This window comes from Pelagibius sp. (assembly GCF_965249265.1).
In the GTDB taxonomy this organism is placed as follows: domain Bacteria; phylum Pseudomonadota; class Alphaproteobacteria; order Kiloniellales; family Kiloniellaceae; genus Pelagibius.
Genome location: NZ_OZ252224.1, coordinates 4,296,872 through 4,312,720, shown reverse-complemented (window position 1 = coordinate 4,312,720; position 15,849 = coordinate 4,296,872). Strand labels below are relative to the sequence as shown.

17 protein-coding genes and 1 pseudogene are annotated in these 15,849 nt (G+C 59.7%); 13 read left to right on the top strand and 5 right to left on the bottom strand.

The annotated features are described in order from the left end of the window. Positions 1–424 precede the first annotated feature (424 nt). Both ACP146_RS20230 and ACP146_RS20225 read right to left on the bottom strand, forming a co-directional pair. A complete protein-coding gene (locus tag ACP146_RS20230; protein WP_422368569.1) occupies positions 425–1,258 on the bottom strand; it encodes a class I SAM-dependent methyltransferase in 834 nt (277 codons plus the stop codon). A gap of 374 nt (positions 1,259–1,632) precedes the next feature. Continuing rightward, positions 1,633–3,588 carry a transketolase family protein gene (locus ACP146_RS20225; protein WP_422368568.1) on the bottom strand — a complete coding sequence of 652 codons (1,956 nt, stop codon included), beginning with the start codon at positions 3,586–3,588 and terminating at the stop codon, positions 1,633–1,635. 150 nt (positions 3,589–3,738) lie between these two features. Here ACP146_RS20225 and ACP146_RS20220 point away from each other — a divergent pair, with 150 nt between their 5' ends. From ACP146_RS20220 to ACP146_RS20190, 7 genes are all read left to right on the top strand, one after another. Beyond that, positions 3,739–4,593: a transketolase gene (locus ACP146_RS20220; RefSeq protein ID WP_422368567.1), complete on the top strand. Its 855-nt coding sequence runs from the start codon at positions 3,739–3,741 to the stop codon at positions 4,591–4,593. Beyond that, the gene (locus tag ACP146_RS20215) at positions 4,590–5,618 is read left to right on the top strand and encodes a transketolase family protein (protein ID WP_422368566.1); all 1,029 of its coding nucleotides are present in this window, start codon (positions 4,590–4,592) and stop codon (positions 5,616–5,618) included. Before ACP146_RS20220 ends, ACP146_RS20215 begins: the two co-directional genes overlap by 4 nt. Positions 5,619–5,635: 17 nt before the next feature. Then, complete coding sequence (locus ACP146_RS20210; protein ID WP_422368565.1) at positions 5,636–6,391, top strand: SDR family NAD(P)-dependent oxidoreductase; 756 nt, start codon at positions 5,636–5,638, stop codon at positions 6,389–6,391. Between the two features lie 7 nt (positions 6,392–6,398). After that, complete coding sequence (locus tag ACP146_RS20205; RefSeq protein ID WP_422368564.1) at positions 6,399–7,355, top strand: D-2-hydroxyacid dehydrogenase; 957 nt, start codon at positions 6,399–6,401, stop codon at positions 7,353–7,355. A gap of 63 nt (positions 7,356–7,418) precedes the next feature. Further along, the gene (locus ACP146_RS20200) at positions 7,419–8,375 is read left to right on the top strand and encodes a TRAP transporter substrate-binding protein (protein ID WP_422368563.1); all 957 of its coding nucleotides are present in this window, start codon (positions 7,419–7,421) and stop codon (positions 8,373–8,375) included. Further along, positions 8,372–8,920, top strand: coding sequence for a TRAP transporter small permease (locus tag ACP146_RS20195; RefSeq protein WP_422368562.1), 549 nt, complete (start codon positions 8,372–8,374; stop codon positions 8,918–8,920). The genes ACP146_RS20200 and ACP146_RS20195 overlap by 4 nt, the downstream gene beginning before the upstream one ends. 4 nt (positions 8,921–8,924) lie before the next feature. Further along, positions 8,925–10,181: a TRAP transporter large permease gene (locus ACP146_RS20190; RefSeq protein WP_422368561.1), complete on the top strand. Its 1,257-nt coding sequence runs from the start codon at positions 8,925–8,927 to the stop codon at positions 10,179–10,181. On the opposite strand, the gene ACP146_RS20185 is transcribed toward ACP146_RS20190, so the two are convergent. Continuing rightward, on the bottom strand, positions 10,175–11,155 hold the full coding sequence (locus tag ACP146_RS20185; RefSeq protein WP_422368560.1) for a LysR substrate-binding domain-containing protein: 981 nt from the start codon (positions 11,153–11,155) through the stop codon (positions 10,175–10,177). The genes ACP146_RS20190 and ACP146_RS20185 overlap by 7 nt on opposite strands. A gap of 265 nt (positions 11,156–11,420) precedes the next feature. Here ACP146_RS20185 and ACP146_RS20180 point away from each other — a divergent pair. Beyond that, positions 11,421–11,543 (top strand): annotated as a pseudogene (locus ACP146_RS20180) (zincin-like metallopeptidase domain-containing protein); the annotation flags it as partial. A 228-nt stretch (positions 11,544–11,771) separates the two neighbouring features. Here the strand turns inward: ACP146_RS20180 and ACP146_RS20175 are convergent. Together ACP146_RS20175 and ACP146_RS20170 are read right to left on the bottom strand one after the other, a co-directional pair. Then, the gene (locus tag ACP146_RS20175) at positions 11,772–12,107 is read right to left on the bottom strand and encodes an ArsR/SmtB family transcription factor (RefSeq protein ID WP_422368559.1); all 336 of its coding nucleotides are present in this window, start codon (positions 12,105–12,107) and stop codon (positions 11,772–11,774) included. A 60-nt stretch (positions 12,108–12,167) separates the two neighbouring features. Then, positions 12,168–12,581, bottom strand: a complete 414-nt coding sequence (locus ACP146_RS20170) for a hypothetical protein (RefSeq protein WP_422368558.1) — start codon at positions 12,579–12,581, stop codon at positions 12,168–12,170. 51 nt (positions 12,582–12,632) lie between these two features. Here ACP146_RS20170 and ACP146_RS20165 point away from each other — a divergent pair, with 51 nt between their 5' ends. From ACP146_RS20165 to soxA, 5 genes are all read left to right on the top strand, one after another. Then, on the top strand, positions 12,633–13,367 hold the full coding sequence (locus tag ACP146_RS20165; protein ID WP_422368557.1) for a cytochrome c biogenesis CcdA family protein: 735 nt from the start codon (positions 12,633–12,635) through the stop codon (positions 13,365–13,367). A 153-nt stretch (positions 13,368–13,520) separates the two neighbouring features. Beyond that, on the top strand, positions 13,521–13,991 hold the full coding sequence (soxX, locus tag ACP146_RS20160) for a sulfur oxidation c-type cytochrome SoxX (protein ID WP_422368556.1): 471 nt from the start codon (positions 13,521–13,523) through the stop codon (positions 13,989–13,991). Positions 13,992–14,028: 37 nt separating this feature from the next. Beyond that, positions 14,029–14,478: a thiosulfate oxidation carrier protein SoxY gene (soxY, locus tag ACP146_RS20155; protein ID WP_422368555.1), complete on the top strand. Its 450-nt coding sequence runs from the start codon at positions 14,029–14,031 to the stop codon at positions 14,476–14,478. Between the two features lie 24 nt (positions 14,479–14,502). Further along, on the top strand, positions 14,503–14,829 hold the full coding sequence (gene soxZ / locus ACP146_RS20150) for a thiosulfate oxidation carrier complex protein SoxZ (protein ID WP_422368554.1): 327 nt from the start codon (positions 14,503–14,505) through the stop codon (positions 14,827–14,829). A gap of 87 nt (positions 14,830–14,916) precedes the next feature. Continuing rightward, complete coding sequence (soxA, locus tag ACP146_RS20145) at positions 14,917–15,747, top strand: sulfur oxidation c-type cytochrome SoxA (RefSeq protein ID WP_422368553.1); 831 nt, start codon at positions 14,917–14,919, stop codon at positions 15,745–15,747. Positions 15,748–15,849 lie beyond the last annotated feature (102 nt).

Sequence of the window (15,849 nt, the reverse complement as noted above, 5' to 3'; positions counted from 1 at the left end):
AGTGCACGAAGTTGGTTGCGTGCCCCCGCAACCAACAAAACACCCGGCCCAAGGCCGGGTTTTTTGTTGGTCGCCGGTGATGGGGTTTTGGACCAGCAACCTCCTGTGGGTACGAGACCCCCTCATAACTCGAAGGCTGAGACCGTGAAAGAAACACTCCGGGGGAGTGTTTCTAGGCCGACGGGCGAGCTCCGGCGAAAAGAGAGCTTAAGCGGACAGACTTGACAGCCTCGCGGCGCCCAACCCTGGACTTCCTCAGCGTCATGATCATTATACAGGCACATGTGCCGACATTGGTGCGAAGGGCAGCACTTTGTACACTGGTCTCGGTGTTGCCCTACCGCGGTTCACAGACCGGGTCTGTTCTGAAGGCTGGAGTGCGAACGAAGCGGCCCTCCGTCTCAAACCGCGACGGAAACAGAGTTCATACCCGTGCAATTACGGCTATCTCTCCTGCTTCCGGCGTCCAAGGTTCTCCGGTCATCACATCAACGAGTTCCTCTACGATCAGCCCGGATCCGTCCACTTCGCTCAAGATCGTCTCGGGATCAAAATACTGCATCCAGTTGAAAATCTCGAGCCGACGTTCCGGCGCAACGATCAGATAACGGTCGAGCGCGATCTTGTCCTGACCATAGAGAAAGGTGGTTTGGAAGCAGAAGTGGTCATCCGGCGACCAAAAATCGCCCATGGGACGGCGTCCGTAGGTCATGACCTCACGCCGTTTCTCGAACTGCTGCGTGGTCGACACATCGAAAACGACTGTTCCGCCGGGGTTCAGCATTCCCTTGATCCGCTCCAGCAGGGTGTGTCGTTTTTCGGGTGGGAGTGTGCAGAAATCACACCAAATCAGGCTGACGACATCTTGTCCGTCTGGCAGGTCGTCGATCAGATAGTCTGCTTTTCGGTATTCGATATCCAGATTATGGACGGCGGCTTCGGACCGCGCATAGTCGAGTGAAACGGCCGAGAAATCGACGCCAATCACCTTGGCGCCTCTTGCCGCCATGCGCCTTGCATAGAGACCTGGCCCACAACCCAGATCGCAGACTTTCTTGCCCGACAGGCCGATCTTTCGGTCAAACCATCCCACAATGTCGTCGATGGTCTGACTCCTGCGCGAGGCCAAGTCAGTGCTCTCGTCCAGATGCACTTTTAGCATTTGCTGCGCGATCCAGGGATCGGTCCAGAGCATATCGGTTGTGTAACGGGAAAACGGCTCTGGCTTCCGATTGAATTCATTCAGATCTGAATACACGGCAGATTGGCTCCTCTCGATACGGTGCAGCCTAGCAGGATCGCCTGTTCGAATGTCACTTTGCGGAACCGGGCTCAAGTGAACGCCCGCAACGGGCTCGTTCCGGTCACTGCGGAGTCCGCTTACCAACAACCGTTTCTGACCGAGCTCTACCGGCCTTGAGCGCTTCAAGGAGCTTCTTAAGCTCGCGCTCAATATCCTTTCCTACGGCTGTTCGCGCTTGATGGGCCCGCGGTTGCTGCAGCCGAAGCTTGGAGCGACGTTAGAGAGGTTCGCCCAGTGGCGCGAGCTTTGGCGGCGCTAGCTTCAATGGCCGTATTTTGGCGTCTGTAACGCGCAGATACTTACTCAGTGAGCGATTTCAGCAGAGTAGTCTAAATCTTCGCTCTGACTGCGTCGGTTATTGTGTCCACAGTAAGGCCAAAATGTTGGTACAGCGCCCCTGACTTTGCCGACGCGCCGAAACCTGTCATGCCGATGAATCTATCTTCTGGCCGCAACCATCTTTCCCAACCAAAGCCCACGGCGGCTTCGACCGCTATCCTTGGGGTCTCGCCCAATACGCTTTGCTGATAGTCAGTGCTGGCTTCCGCAAAGAGGTCCCAACTTGGCATGGAAACTACGGCCGCCTTGATGCCGTCCTGGTCCAGACGGTTGGCAGCCTCGGTGATCAGGGCGACTTCGGTGCCCGTGGCGATGAGGGTCACATCGCGCTGCCCATCCGTTTCGTGCAGCACATATGCGCCGTGACGACAGCGATTCTCACGTGCCTCGGTGCGCACCGGCGCTGCATCCTGTCGGGACAGGGCGAGCATGGACGGTCCATCCCGGCGTTCCAGCGCGATCTGCCAGCACTCCGCAGTCTCAATCGCATCTGCTGGGCGGAACAAGGTCATGCCCGGCATAGCGCGGAAGCTGGCGAGAATTTCAACAGGCTGATGTGTCGGCCCGTTCGAGCCGACGCCAATGGAATCGTGGCTGAAGATATGAACAACGGGTAGCCCCATTAAGGCAGCCATACGCATGGACGCCCGTTCATAGTCACTGAAAGCAAGATAGGTGACGGCGATCGGGCGCAGCCCATTATGGGCCGCAATCCCGTTTGCCATCGCGCCCATCAAGTGTTCGCGTACACCGCAATGGACATAACTGCCAGCGCTGTTCTCTGCAGTGAACGCGGACCGGGACCGCTTGTGATTGGTCGGTGCCTCCAGATCGGCACAGAGTACGAAACCCTCGGGCATCGGCGTGGCGAGTGCATCGCAGACGTCGCCGGAAGACTGAATCGTCCCACGCGGGGTGTTCTCGCGGCCAGCCTGTGCTGCGGTATCGGAGAAGATGTGTTGAAGGGATGTGGGCAACTCCGAGCCCATGCGCCGTTCAAATTCTGGCCGGTCCGGGTGCTGCGCCAAACGTTCAACCCAGGCGGCGCGTTCTTCCCTGGCAACCGCGAATGAGGCGCGCCAATCCCTGTAAACACCTTCAGGCACCGAAAAGGACGCATGCCGCCAGTTCAGTGCGTCTTGCGCCTCGATCCGATCTTGAGGGACAAGCGGCGCGCTATGACCGCCGCGCAGTCCTTCCAACCGCGGGACGCCGCGGGCGATCCGGGTTCGGCAGGCGATCAAAGACGGGCGCGGGTCCGCCTGCGCGGCCTTGATGGCAGCGTCGATCTGCTCAATATCATGGCCGTCAACGCTTTGGACATGCCAATGCGCTGCCTGGAAGCGCGCTGCGACATCCTCGGAAATCGCCAGATCGGTCGCGCCGTCGTCGGTAATCTGATTGTCATCCCAAAGGAAGGCGAGTTTGCCCAGTTTCAGATGCCCGGCGAGCGATAGTGCTTCCTGTCCCATGCCTTCTTGCAGACATCCGTCTCCGACAAAGGCCCAGGTTCGGTGGTCCACGAGACCGCCAAATTCTGCCGCCAACTTGGCCTCGGCAACGGCCATGCCGACGGCAGAGCAAATCCCTTGGCCCAGCAGGCCGGTCGTCAATTCTATACCTGCATCCTGTTCGATCTCCGGATGTCCTGCGCAGACCGATCCCAACTGGCGAAAGGTCTTGAGCGCGTCGAGCGAGACCTTCTCGTAGCCGGATAGGTGAAGCAACGCGTAAAGCAGCATGGAGCCATGGCCGTTCGACAGAATGACACGGTCGCGGTCCGGCCAAAGCGGATCGGCGGGATCGACTTTCAGATGGCGCGCATAAAGGGTTGCCGCGATTTCGGCCATGCCGAGTGGCACCCCCTGGTGGCCTTCCCCGGCGGCCAGAATTGAATCGATGGCAAGAAAACGAATGGCATTGGCCATCGATTGAACATCCGCCACCTTGTGCCTCCCAACTCTTGTCCAGGCAAAGATTTACGATCTTTTTCGGGAGGAAGTTGTGTAGTTTTTCTAAACAGGTTTTGCGTTTTTTTAAAATTTCAAGCGGGGGACCGGCTGTTAGCCTCTCCTCCAGAAGATGGGAGGAACGGCATGGGCGTGGCCAAACGCACGGCACCATTATCCAATGTCTCACTTGAGATGCGTGCGTGGAACATCCGCCGCAAAGCGCTTTTGATGGGTGAGGTGCAGGGGCAGGGTTACATCGGACAGGCGCTCGGCATTGCCGACGTGCTGGCGGTCTCTTACTTCAATGCGATGGATTATCGGCCGGAAGACCCGGAGTGGGAGGGTCGCGACCGGTTCTACCTATCGATCGGGCACTACGCGATTGCGCTGTATGCTGCCTTGATCGAGGCCGGGATCCTGCCCGAAGACGAGATCCCGACCTATGGCATGGACGACAGCCGGATGCCGATGTCGGGTATGGCGTCCTATACGCCGGGAATGGAGATCACAGGCGGCTCGCTTGGTCAGGGCCTGGGGATCGCGGTCGGGGCTGCCTTGGGGCTGAAGCGTAAACGTAACCCGGCGTTCGTTTACAACCTGATGTCGGATGGTGAGCTTGGCGAGGGCTCAACTTGGGAAGCTGTCATGTCGGCCGTCCAATGGAGGCTCGATAATCTGATCTGTGTCGTGGACTTCAATAACCAGCAGGCGGACGGGCCGACGCGGGATGCCCTGGCTGTAGGCGCGGAGGCGCAAAAATGGGAAGCCTTCGGCTGGTACGCGCAGGAGGTGGACGGCAACGACATGGACGCGCTCGTGGCGGCTTTCGATGCGGCCCGCGCGCTCGACGATCCGCGGCCCCGCGTGATCATTTGCAACACGACGATGTGTAAGGGTGTCGATTTTCTGGAGGCGCGGGAAATCACGCATTTTGTCCGGGTCGAGCCGGATGAATGGGCCAAAGCCCTGGCCAAACTGGACGAGGGGAAGCCGCGATGACGACCGCTTCCATGGCCCGTAAGTACGAACCCCGCACAGTGCCGGATACCAAGGTCGCCACCAGTGCGATGATCGCCTCGCTCGCGGCAGAAGGGTATGACACGGTGCTTGCGCCCTTCGGCAATGCACTCGTCGAGGCCGCCAAGTCGAATGATCGCATCGTCGGACTGTCGGCGGATTTGTCGAAGTATACCGACCTGCACGTCTTTGCGGATGCGATGCCGGAGCGGTTCTACCAGATGGGCATGGCCGAGCAGCTTTTGTTTTCCGCCGCCGCGGGTATGGCGCGGGAAGGCTTCTTGCCGTTTGCCACCACCTATGCGGTTTTTGCCTCGCGCCGCGCCTACGACTTTATTGCCATGGCGATTGCTGAAGAGAACCTGCCGGTGAAAATCGCCTGCGCTCTGCCCGGCCTGACCACGGGATACGGCCCAAGCCACCAGGCCTTCGAGGATCTCGCGATTTTCCGAGGGTTGCCCAATATGGTGTTGATCGATCCCTGCGATGCCTGCGATGTGGCTGGGATGGTGCCCGCCATGATTGCTGAGCCCAGCCCGGTCTATGCCCGCCTTTTGCGAGGCAAGGTGCCGAAGGTACTGACCCGCCATAAGCCGGACTACAAATTCCAACTTGGCAGGGCGCAGATGATCCGTGACGGCAGGGACGTATTGGTGATCTCCTCCGGGATCATGACCATGCGCGCGCTTGATGCAGCCGAGCAGTTGGAGAAGGAAGGCGTCGATGTCGCTGTGCTGCACGTGCCGACGATCAAGCCGCTGGATACGGACACGATCATCTCCGAGGCGGGCAAAGGTCGCCTCTGCGTGACGGCAGAGAACCACACTGTCATTGGCGGGTTGGGGGAGGCCGTCGCCGGGACATTGATGCGCGCGGGTGTCCACCCGACATTTCGCATGATTGGTCTGCCTGACGAATTTCTTGAGGCCGGCGCGCTGCCGACGCTTCACGATATGTACGGCATCTCGACCCAGGGGGTCGCAACTCAAATCAAAGACTGGCTCTGAGACCGGCAGGAGGATACATGGCGCTTCTAAGTGCCAAAATCGCAATCGTAACCGGGGCGGCCAGCCCGCGTGGGCTCGGTAAAGCAACGGCGAAGCTCTTTGCAGAGCACGGGGCAACGGTTGTGATCACCGACCTTGACGCTGGCGCGTCCGAAGCCGCCGCGTCCGACTTGCCGGGCGAAGGTCATATCGGCCTTGCGGGCAATGTGGTTGACAAAGCGGATTGTCTGCGGGTGGCAACACATATCGCCGACCAGTTCGGTCGCATCGACATTCTAGTCAACAACGCCGGGATCACGCAGCCGCTGAAACTGATGGAGATTGGGCCGGAGAACTACGACGCGGTCACGGACGTCAGTTTGCGTGGCACACTTTATATGAGCCAGGCCGTAATCCCGACCATGCGGGCGCAGAAATCCGGCTCCATTGTCAACCTGTCCTCTGTCTCGGCGCAGCGGGGCGGCGGTATCTTTGGCGGACCGCATTACTCGGCGGCCAAGGCGGGCGTGCTTGGGCTGACCAAGGCGATGGCGCGCGAGTTGGCGCCGGACAATGTGCGCTCCAACGCCATCTGCCCTGGCTTCATCGCCACCGACATCACAGCAGGCAGGCTGACCGACGAGATGCGCGCCCAGGTGCTGGCGGGTATCCCTATGGGCCGGGCCGGGACTGCCGAAGACGTTGCAGGCTGTGCCCTGTTCCTCGCATCGGACCTGTCGGCCTATTGCACGGGCTCCGAGGTCGATGTGAACGGCGGCTCATTGATCCACTGAGGTTTTGATGACGCGGATAGTCTTTCTCGATCGTGCGACCATTGGGCCTGGGGTGGACCTGATCCGCCCCAACGCGGCCCATGAGTGGGTCGAGCATGACCGCAGCGCTGCCGAAGACGTTGTCCCCCGGCTTGCCGGGGCCAAGGTGGCCATTACCAACAAGGTCCCGATAACAGCAGAGGCTTTGGCGCAATTGCCTGACCTTCGGTTCGTCACGGTGGCTGCGACGGGATATGACTGCATAGACCTTGACGCCTGCAACGCGTGTGGCGTCACTGTTTCCAACGTGCGCGGCTATTCGAAGAACACCGTCCCCGAGCACACCTTTGCGCTGATCCTTGCGCTGAAACGGTCGATTCCAGGCTATCGCAACGCCGTACTCGAAGGGCGTTGGCAGGAAGAGCAGCAGTTCTGTTTCTTTGACTATCCGGTCAGCGATCTGGCAGGCGGCAAGATTGGCATCATCGGCGAAGGCGTGATTGGTCAGGCGGTCGGCAAGATTGCCGACGCCTTTGGCATGGAGGTCATGTTCGCCGCCCATAAAGGGGTTAAGGGGCTTGGCCCATTATATACACCATTCGAGCAGGTGCTGGCGGAGGCTGACGTGATCACCTGCCACGCCCCGCTGACCCCTGGAACCCGAAATGTTCTGGCGATGCCTGAGTTTCGCGCGATGAAACGGCGGCCCATCATTGTGAACACGGCTCGGGGTGGCCTTGTGAATGAAGCAGATGCCGTGACGGCTCTGGAAGAGGAACTGATTTCCGGTTTGGGTTTCGACGTTCTGACGTCAGAGCCGCCCAGTTCTGACAATCCGATTTTCGGGGCGGCAGCGCGTCCCGACGTCATACTGACGCCCCATACCGCCTGGGCGAGCGATCAGGCCATGGCCGAAGTCTGGCGACAGGTCATTGAGAGTATTGATGCGTTTTTGTCGGGCACCCCTGTGCGCACACTAACGTGAACACCCTAAAAGAAGGCCGGATGACCGGTCATAACATGGTCATAATCAAGGGAGGAAGACCAAATGAAGACGAAACTTCTCGCAGCCGTGGCCGTTCTGGCCATGACCGGGGCCGCTCAGGCCGAGGTCATCTTTGCGCATGGGGCCAATCCCGGCAACCCGCGCTATATCGCTGCTGAAGAATGGGCTGACCTCTATGCGGCCTGCGCCGGTGAAGAGGTGAACCACGCCCCTGCGGCGACCATGGGCAACGATTCTGAAATGCTGACTTCGGCCCAATCCGGCGTCATTCAGGTTTCCGCAAACAGCCAGGGCGCCATGAGCCAGGTTGTGCCCGAAGTTGGCCTTCTAGGGTTGCCGTTCCTGTTCAGCGACCTGCCGACGGCCTGGGCAGTTGTGGACGGCGAGGTCGGTGATATGATCGACGAGCGCGCGCAGGCCGCTGGCCTAAAAGTGCTTGGCTTCTGGGACAACGGCATTCGCAACATCACCCATACGAGCAAGCATGTGTCGTCGCCCGAGGATGTTGCGGGTATGAAAATCCGCACGCCCCCAGATCCGATGACGCTTGCCATCTTTGAAGCGCTTGGCGCGAACCCAGCTCCTCTGGCCTGGTCCGAACTGCCGTCGGCCTTGCGCTCAGGTGTGTTCGAAGGACAGGAAAACCCGCTGGTCAACATCCATTCGGCAAAACTGCATGACATCACGCCCTACGTCACCATGACCGGACACAAATATGAATCCACACCTGTGGTCGCGAGCATGGCTTGGTGGTCCGGTTTGGATGCGGCAAAGCAGGAATGCGCCTTGAACGCGACAGCCGAGGCCGGAGAAATCCAGCGCGGTTTGTCCTTGAAGGGTGACGCAACACTGCGTCCTCGCATGACCGAGGAAGGCGCGCAATTCGCTGAGGCGGACAAGGCAGCCTATATCGCGGCGACTGCGTCGGTCTATGACCGATACGCAGCCGACTATCCAGAGTTGGTCGCCGCCCTGAAAGCGGCGGCTGGTCTGGAGTGAGCGATCTGACACAAGGCACGGGACAAGGGCCTACGGGCCCTTTCCTTTCCGCCTGCCGTGACCTGACGACCCTTCTTGATTGGAGCGGCCGGATTATCGCCGTTGCCTGCCTTGCGGTGATGTTCGTTTTCTTGTTTATCAACGTCGTTCTGCGCTATGCGGTCGGAGACGGGATCCCCTGGGCCTATGAGATCCATGCCATCCTGTTGCCTTGGCTCGTCGCTGGGGGTGTACTGGTCGCCGCCGCACAGGGGCGCAACATCGCTATCACGATTTTGCCCAACCTCATGAGTGCCAACGCTTTGCGGTGGCTGATGGTGATGGTCAGTCTCCTGGTTTTTGTCATCTGTGTTTCCGTGGTCTGGACGGGCCAACCCACATTCCGGGCCGCGAAATTCCAAAGCCTCGCGACCCTGGGGCTGAAGCAGGTCTGGGGCTATGCCAGCCTGATCTATGCCTTTGGGGGTATGGCCGTTATCGCCCTCATGGATGCGACCCGCGCTTTGCTGGGCGATATCAGACACGCCGGCACGAGCCTGAGCTAAGCCCATGACCGCGCCGCTTCTCTGGGCCTTCTTCCTGCTTCTCGCGCTCTCGGTGCCTGTCGCGCATGCGATGCTGGGCGGCGCCGCAGCCGCCCTGTGGCTCGACGGCAAACCGATGGCCGTTTTGGCGCAGCGGCTTTATACGCCGACCCAGAGCTTCCCGATGCTTGCCATTCCGTTCTTTATTCTGGCGGGCAACCTCATGATGTCGGGCCGCTTTGGCGAGTATCTTGTCAACATTGCCCGGCTTCTGGTCGGGCGATTCAAAGGCGGGATGGGGCAGGTTTCCATCCTTGGATCGGTGATGTTTGGCGGCGTCTCGGGCTCTGCTGTGGCTGACGCGACCGCCTTGGGAAATGCGCTGATCCCGGTGCAGAAGAAGGCGGGTTATCCCGGCGGCTTTGCTGCCGCGATCAATTCATCATCGTCGACAATCTCCGTGCTGATCCCGCCCTCGATCCCGTTGATCCTCTACGGGCTGATTTCGAATACTTCGGTGATTGATCTGTTCGTAGCCGGGATTTTTCCGGGCCTGATGCTCGGGTTTGGCATGTTTGCCATGGTCTGGATCATCGCCCGGCTGCGCAACCTGCCAAGTGCGCCGCTTGAGGGGGGCTTTGCCGCATTCAAAAGTCAGGTCTACGCCGCGATTCCGGCCATGCTCATGCCTGTCTTCGTGATTGGTACGCTCCGCTTTGGGATCGCAACGCCCACAGAGGTCAGCGTCATGGCCGTTGCCTATGCGCTTTTGGTCAGCGGCTTTGTCTATCGGGACCTGAACCCGAAGCTCTTGTGGCGCGCCGGCGTGGATACTGCCGCCATGACCGGTGCCGTCATGATCATCATCATGGCCTCGTCAACGGTCCAGTGGGTGCTCACCGCTGAGCGCGTGCCACAGGATCTTGCTGCCTGGGTGGCAGTCTCGATCTCCGAGCCCTGGATGGTCATTATTGCGCTGAACCTTGTCATGCTCGTGGTCGGCGCGTTCCTCGACCTGCCTGCGGCTGTCCTGCTTCTTGGTCCGATTTTTGTGACGATTGCTGAGGCGATTGGGCTTGATCCGGTGCAGCTGGGCCTGATGATCGTGGTCAACCTGTCGATCGGGCTTTACACACCGCCGGTTGGCACCACGCTTTTCATATCCTCATCGATTGCCAAAGTCGGGATCGGCGAGGCGGTGAAGGCCCTTTTGCCCTTCTATGTCGTCGCGCTCGCGGTCTTGGCGCTGATCTCATTCATCCCTGCATTGACGATCTACTGACTGGCTTCCCCGGACAAAAGCTCATCATTCGGTGCGACCCGAAACGTGCAGCCGAGATCCTCCAACATCCCGCGCACCTTTCCCTGATGCTCTTTTGCCTCGTCCGAGACCCATTCGAAGAACCTGTTGACAACACGGCGGTTCAGGTGCCGGGCCGGGCAGACAAACCAATAGGCCGCAAACTCGATAATCGGCGTTTCAGGCAGAAACGGCACAAGCTCGCCGCGCTCGATCTCTCCCCGGCAGAGCATAGCGCTGTCCAGTGCCACGCCGCCCCCCTGTTTGGCCATCTCAATGGACATAGAAGACCGGTCAAAACGGAAAGGATAGGTCAGGTCAGGAATCTCGAAACCGCTGGCGGCCAGCCAAAGCTCCCAGCGGTATAGCGACTTGACGCTGTCGATCAACTGCGCGGCCTGCAAACGTTCGACGGCGTTTGACACTTCCTTTGTCCGTTCGAGGAACCCTGGGCTGCACAGCGGTAGCACGGCATCATGCATAATGCACTCGACGGTCAGCCCGGCCCACTCGCCAAGCCCATAGCGCAAATCCAGATCGATCGCCTCCGTGTCGAATTCCGAGAATTCTGGCGCGGCATCAATTCGGATGTTCCAGTCAGGGTTGTCAGAAGCAAAACCGGCAATCCTGGGACCCAACCAACGCACGCCATAACTTGGCGACACCCGCATATTCAGGCTACGCTGCCCCCGCTGCCGGCCAATTGCGTTCCGCGAGTTTCGCAGTGCCGCAAAAGCTTGCGTCGTGGTCTGAAACAGACGATCTCCATCCAAGGTTAACTTCAAACGCTGCTTTTCTCGGCGAAAGAGCTTCACGCCGAACTGCGTTTCGAGAAGTTTGATTTGCTGGCTCACCGCCGACGGCGACACACCCAACTCGGCAGCCGCCTTGGTCACTGTTCCAAGACGGGCTGCTGCCTCAAAGTATTCTGTCGCCTTTAGATTGATGTCACGCATGTCTTGACCCTAGGCAAATCGGAATCTCTTTCAATCGAGTGGACGAAGCGCAGATCCTTTTTGAAATGGCCTTTCTCCGTCCTCGCGGCAATTCGCCAAAGTCCCCCTTGTTCTCATATTGCGCCGTTCTGTCCATGGGTAGCAGGGGTTCGTCCCCGCTCCTTGCTCGAATGGCCGCTGTATCCTGCCCCATTCTTATGCGGACAAGAAACGCAAAAGAAACTTAGTTGAATAAGCGCTAACCAGGAGAAGCGCCGAGCTTTGTACAGCCTTCCTGTGTGCTGACCTGAGCGTGACACTCACACCTCGTGTGGATCATGCGGCTTATCTAGTCAGTTGGCTGGAGACTCTGAAAGCGGACAGCAAGGCTGCTATTCACGGCGGCTGATAAAGCGAATCAGGCCGTGAAAGAAACACTCCGGGGGCGTGTTTCTAGGCCGAAGGGCGAGCACCGGCGAACAGCCGGAGCGCAGTCTGCGCAGGCTTAGATCACGCAACCGAAACCAATAGATCACCCGGCCCGGCACCAGACTTTTTTATTGGTTTCGGGGGCCGGTCTTCATCCCTGTCAACAAGACTCGGGGCTGCGGCTCCGGCGCGGCTGAAGGAACCTGTTCTATTGGCCTGTCGGCTTGCAGAACATGTTGTAGAGCACCGAAACGAGTTCGCGGGCTTTGTCGCTGGCGAGGGAGTAGTAGATCGTCTTGCCATCGCGCCTTGTGGCGACAAGGTCGTCGGCCCTCAGGCGGGCGAGTTGCTGGGAGACGCTCGGTTGGCGCATTTCCAGCAGAACCTCGAGGTCGCGGACCGACTTTTCCCCGTCGACCAGCATGCAGAGAATGAGAAGACGGTTCTCATGGGCGATCGCTTTGAGGAAGTCGCTGGCTGCCCTGGCCCGCGTCATCATGTCCTCCATAGGTCCCAGATCCGAAAGCTCTTTGGCATCCGCCATGATGCTGCTCATATCCGTCTAATCAAAGGGTTGCTGTTTGTGACATAGCGCCGCAGGCCGTCACTGTCCACCACCGGATGACGTTTGCGGCCCCACCGGGGCGTCGATTTCCGCGATCAGGCCGGCGAGTAATCCCCAAAAGAAATCTTCGCCCGGATAACCCAATATGCGGCCGACCTCTCTGCCGTCTGCAATAAGTACGAAGGTCGGCGTGTAATGAACGGGTTTCAGTTCCGGCAGGTCGTCCGGCCAGTCGCCATGCAGGTCGACCCGCCGCAGGGGCGCGACTTTCCCTTCCGCTGTCTTGGGATAGATCGGTGCGATGTCGTCGTTCCAGCGTGCGCACCAGGGACAACCCGCCTCCTCGAACATGATGAGTTCCGCCGCATTCCCAAGGATGGGCAGGCCGATGAGAAACAGGCACAAGGCGGCGCCCAGGCTGATCCGGCGCATCATTTTCCTGGCAGAGGTCATGCCTTAACATATATCATTAATCGAATATGAAATCCAGGCGGGAGGGTGGATATGGCTTTTGACGTCAGCCTCGGCGGCGCCTTCATCGCCGGTCTGCTGTCATTTCTCTCGCCCTGCGTTCTGCCTCTGGTGCCGCCTTACCTCTGTTTCATCGGCGGCATCTCCATGGAGGAAGTCGCGGAAGGCACGGCGGCGGGGGCGGGCCGAAGAGTTGCCTTTGCGGCGCTGAGTTTCGTTCTCGGTTTCATGACCGTCTTCGTCGCGCTCGGTGCAAGCGCGAGCATGGTGGGGCAACTGGTGGCCGAGTATCTCGATCTCTTGAGCTATGTCGCGGGCGCCATCATCATCGTCATGGGTCTGCATTTTCTGGGCGCGTTGCGCATCCCTCTGCTCTATCGCGAGGCCCGCTTTCACACATCTGCGCGCCCGGCGGGTATGCTCGGCGCCTATGTTGTCGGACTTGCCTTCGCCTTCGGCTGGACGCCCTGTGTCGGCCCGGTGCTGGCGGCGATCCTCTTCATGGCGGGCAGCGAGGAAAGCGTCGGGCAGGGGGCGGGCCTGCTGACCGCCTACGGCCTCGGCATCGGCATTCCGTTCCTGCTGGCAGCAGTATTCGCCGGGCAGTTTCTGGGATTCGCGAAGCGCTTTCGCCGACACGTGGCCAGCGTTGAAAAGGCGATGGGCGGATTGCTCGTCGCCACCGGGATTCTTTTCGTGACGGGGTCCATGAGCACCCTCTCTTATTGGCTGCTGGAAACCTTTCCGGCGCTCGGAACCATTGGGTAGCAAGGCCTTACCGAATTCGCATTCAAATATTGCAATATATATATTGATTTAGAGGACCGCCCTCTGCATTATTGAATCAAAAGAGAACGGCGCAAAAACGAATCGCAAAATGACCAATGCGCCGGCCAAACCACGCGAAAGCGGGAGGAAAAGGTGGGACCTAAATTCGCAGCCGGATTCTGTCTGGTGCTCTCTCTGGGGGTCGCCGCCGCGGCGGCAAATGCCGCGGCCATTAAGCCTCAGGACGTCGTGATCCGCGATGCCGAGGTGGCGTCATCCCTGACCGGTTCGCCGGGCAATCCGGTGGAAGGCAGCAAATGGTTCAAGAGCCGCAAGCTCGGTAACTGTCTTGCCTGCCACGGTAACCGGGATCAGATCGGCGAACCCTTTCATGGGGATATAGGGCCGCCTCTCGACGGCGTTGCCGACCGCTACTCGGAAGCGGAGCTGCGCGCAATCCTGGTGAATGCGAAGTCCGTCTTCGGACCCGAAACCATCATGCCGGGCTTTTACCGAATCCTCGAAGGACAGCGTGTTCGCGAAGAGTTTCAAGGCAAGCCGGTCCTGACAGCCGTGCAGGTCGAGGACGTCATTGCTTACCTGAAGACCCTCAAGGAGGAATAGGCGCAGCATGGAAAGCTCCAGCTTGAAAGGAGATGTTATGAAAGACATGACGCGCCGCAACGCGCTTTGGATGACCGCCGGCCTTTTGGCCGTCACGGTGACCCCGCTGCCGGTCTCCGCCGCCGATACGGCGATGGAGGAGATCACGCAATTCACCGGCGGCAGCGAAGCGGCCGAGAGCGGCCGGGTCAGCCTCGAGATGCCGGAGATTGCCGAGAACGGCAATACCGTGCCGTTGACGGTCTCTGTCGACAGCCCGATGAGCGGCGAAGACTACGTGAAGCGGGTCATGGTGCTCGCGGATGCAAATCCGCGCCCCGGTGTCGCCACGTTCCATTTCTCACCGAGAAGTGGCGTCGCAGAAGCCTCGACGCGCATGCGGCTTGCCAAGACGCAGAACGTCATTGCCGTTGCGGAGATGTCGGACGGCTCGTTTCACATGGCGAAGGCCACGGTCAAGGTGACGATCGGCGGCTGCGGCGGCTGATCAGGAATAGAGGAGAACCGGGCAATGGCGAAATCCAAGCCACGCGTAAAGGCGCCCAAGGCGGCCGACAAGGGAGAGATCATCACGATCAAGACGCTGATCTCTCACAAGATGGAGTCGGGTCAGCGCAAAGACAAACAGGGCAACCTGATTCCGCGCCAGATCATCCATCACTTCACCGCCAAGTTTAACGGCGAAACGGTATTCGAGGTCGATATCGAGCCGGCTATTTCCGCCAATCCCTATCTGCTGTTCAAGATGCGGGCGGAGGAGCCGGGCGAGTTCGAATTCATCTGGGAGGATGATGACGGCTCGGTCTATTCGAAGAAGCAGAAGCTGAACGTCACCTAAAAGCCGGCGGTCCGCGCAACGGTGCTGCCCCCTGTGGCACCGCGCGGTAAGAACCGGACGACGCCTCTGGGAGGGAAGGCAATGACGATGACAAGAACGAAAATTGCGCTATTGAGTGCGGCCGCGGCCGGCCTCGTGATGAGCGGCTATGCCTTCGCTCTTCCCGAAGGGGTTGATACCGTCCAGGTAACGGCGACCGCGAAGGATCATCCGCTCGGAGAGCTCTACTCGGGCTGGCACTTCCGGACTCCTGAAACCCAGGCCTTGCAGCAGGACGACTTTGAGAATCCGGGCTTTCTCTGGGTCGAGCAGGGCGCCGAGCTTTGGGAAACCGTCGACGGCAGCGAGCAGAAATCCTGCGCGTCCTGCCACGAGGATGCGGCCGACACCATGGCAACGGCCGGGGCGCAGATGCCGAAGTGGAACGAGGCGTTGGGCAAGCCGGTCAACCTGGAACAGCAGATCAACCTCTGCCGCAGCGAGCGCATGGGGGCCGAGCCCTGGAAGTGGGAGTCATCGGAACTGTTGTCGATGACGTCCTTCGTGCGCAACCAATCGCGCGGCAAGCCGGTCGATGTTCAGATCGATGGGCCGATGAAGCCGTGGTTCGAAAAGGGCGAGGCGCTCTATCACACCCGGGTCGGCCAACTCGATCTCGCCTGTGTCAACTGCCACCAGAACTACTACGGTCAGAGCATTCGCGCCGACCGTTTGAGCCAGGGTCAGGCCAACGGTTTCCCGACCTATCGCCTGAAGTGGCAGAAGATCGGATCGCTCCATCGGCGCTTCAAGGGCTGCATGGACCAGGTTCGGGCCGAGCCTTACAAAGTAGGCTCTGACGAATTCCTGGCTTTGGAGCTCTACGTCAATTGGCGGGGGCAGGGGTTGCCTGTGGAGGCGCCGGCGGTTCGCCAATAGTCGCAGTGAGTGGCGGGTGACCGAACAGCCGCTGCCGCTGCCTTGCAGTTTGTCGATTGAGTTCTGCGGAACGGATTCCGCCATGAGCAGACCTGCGCGCGA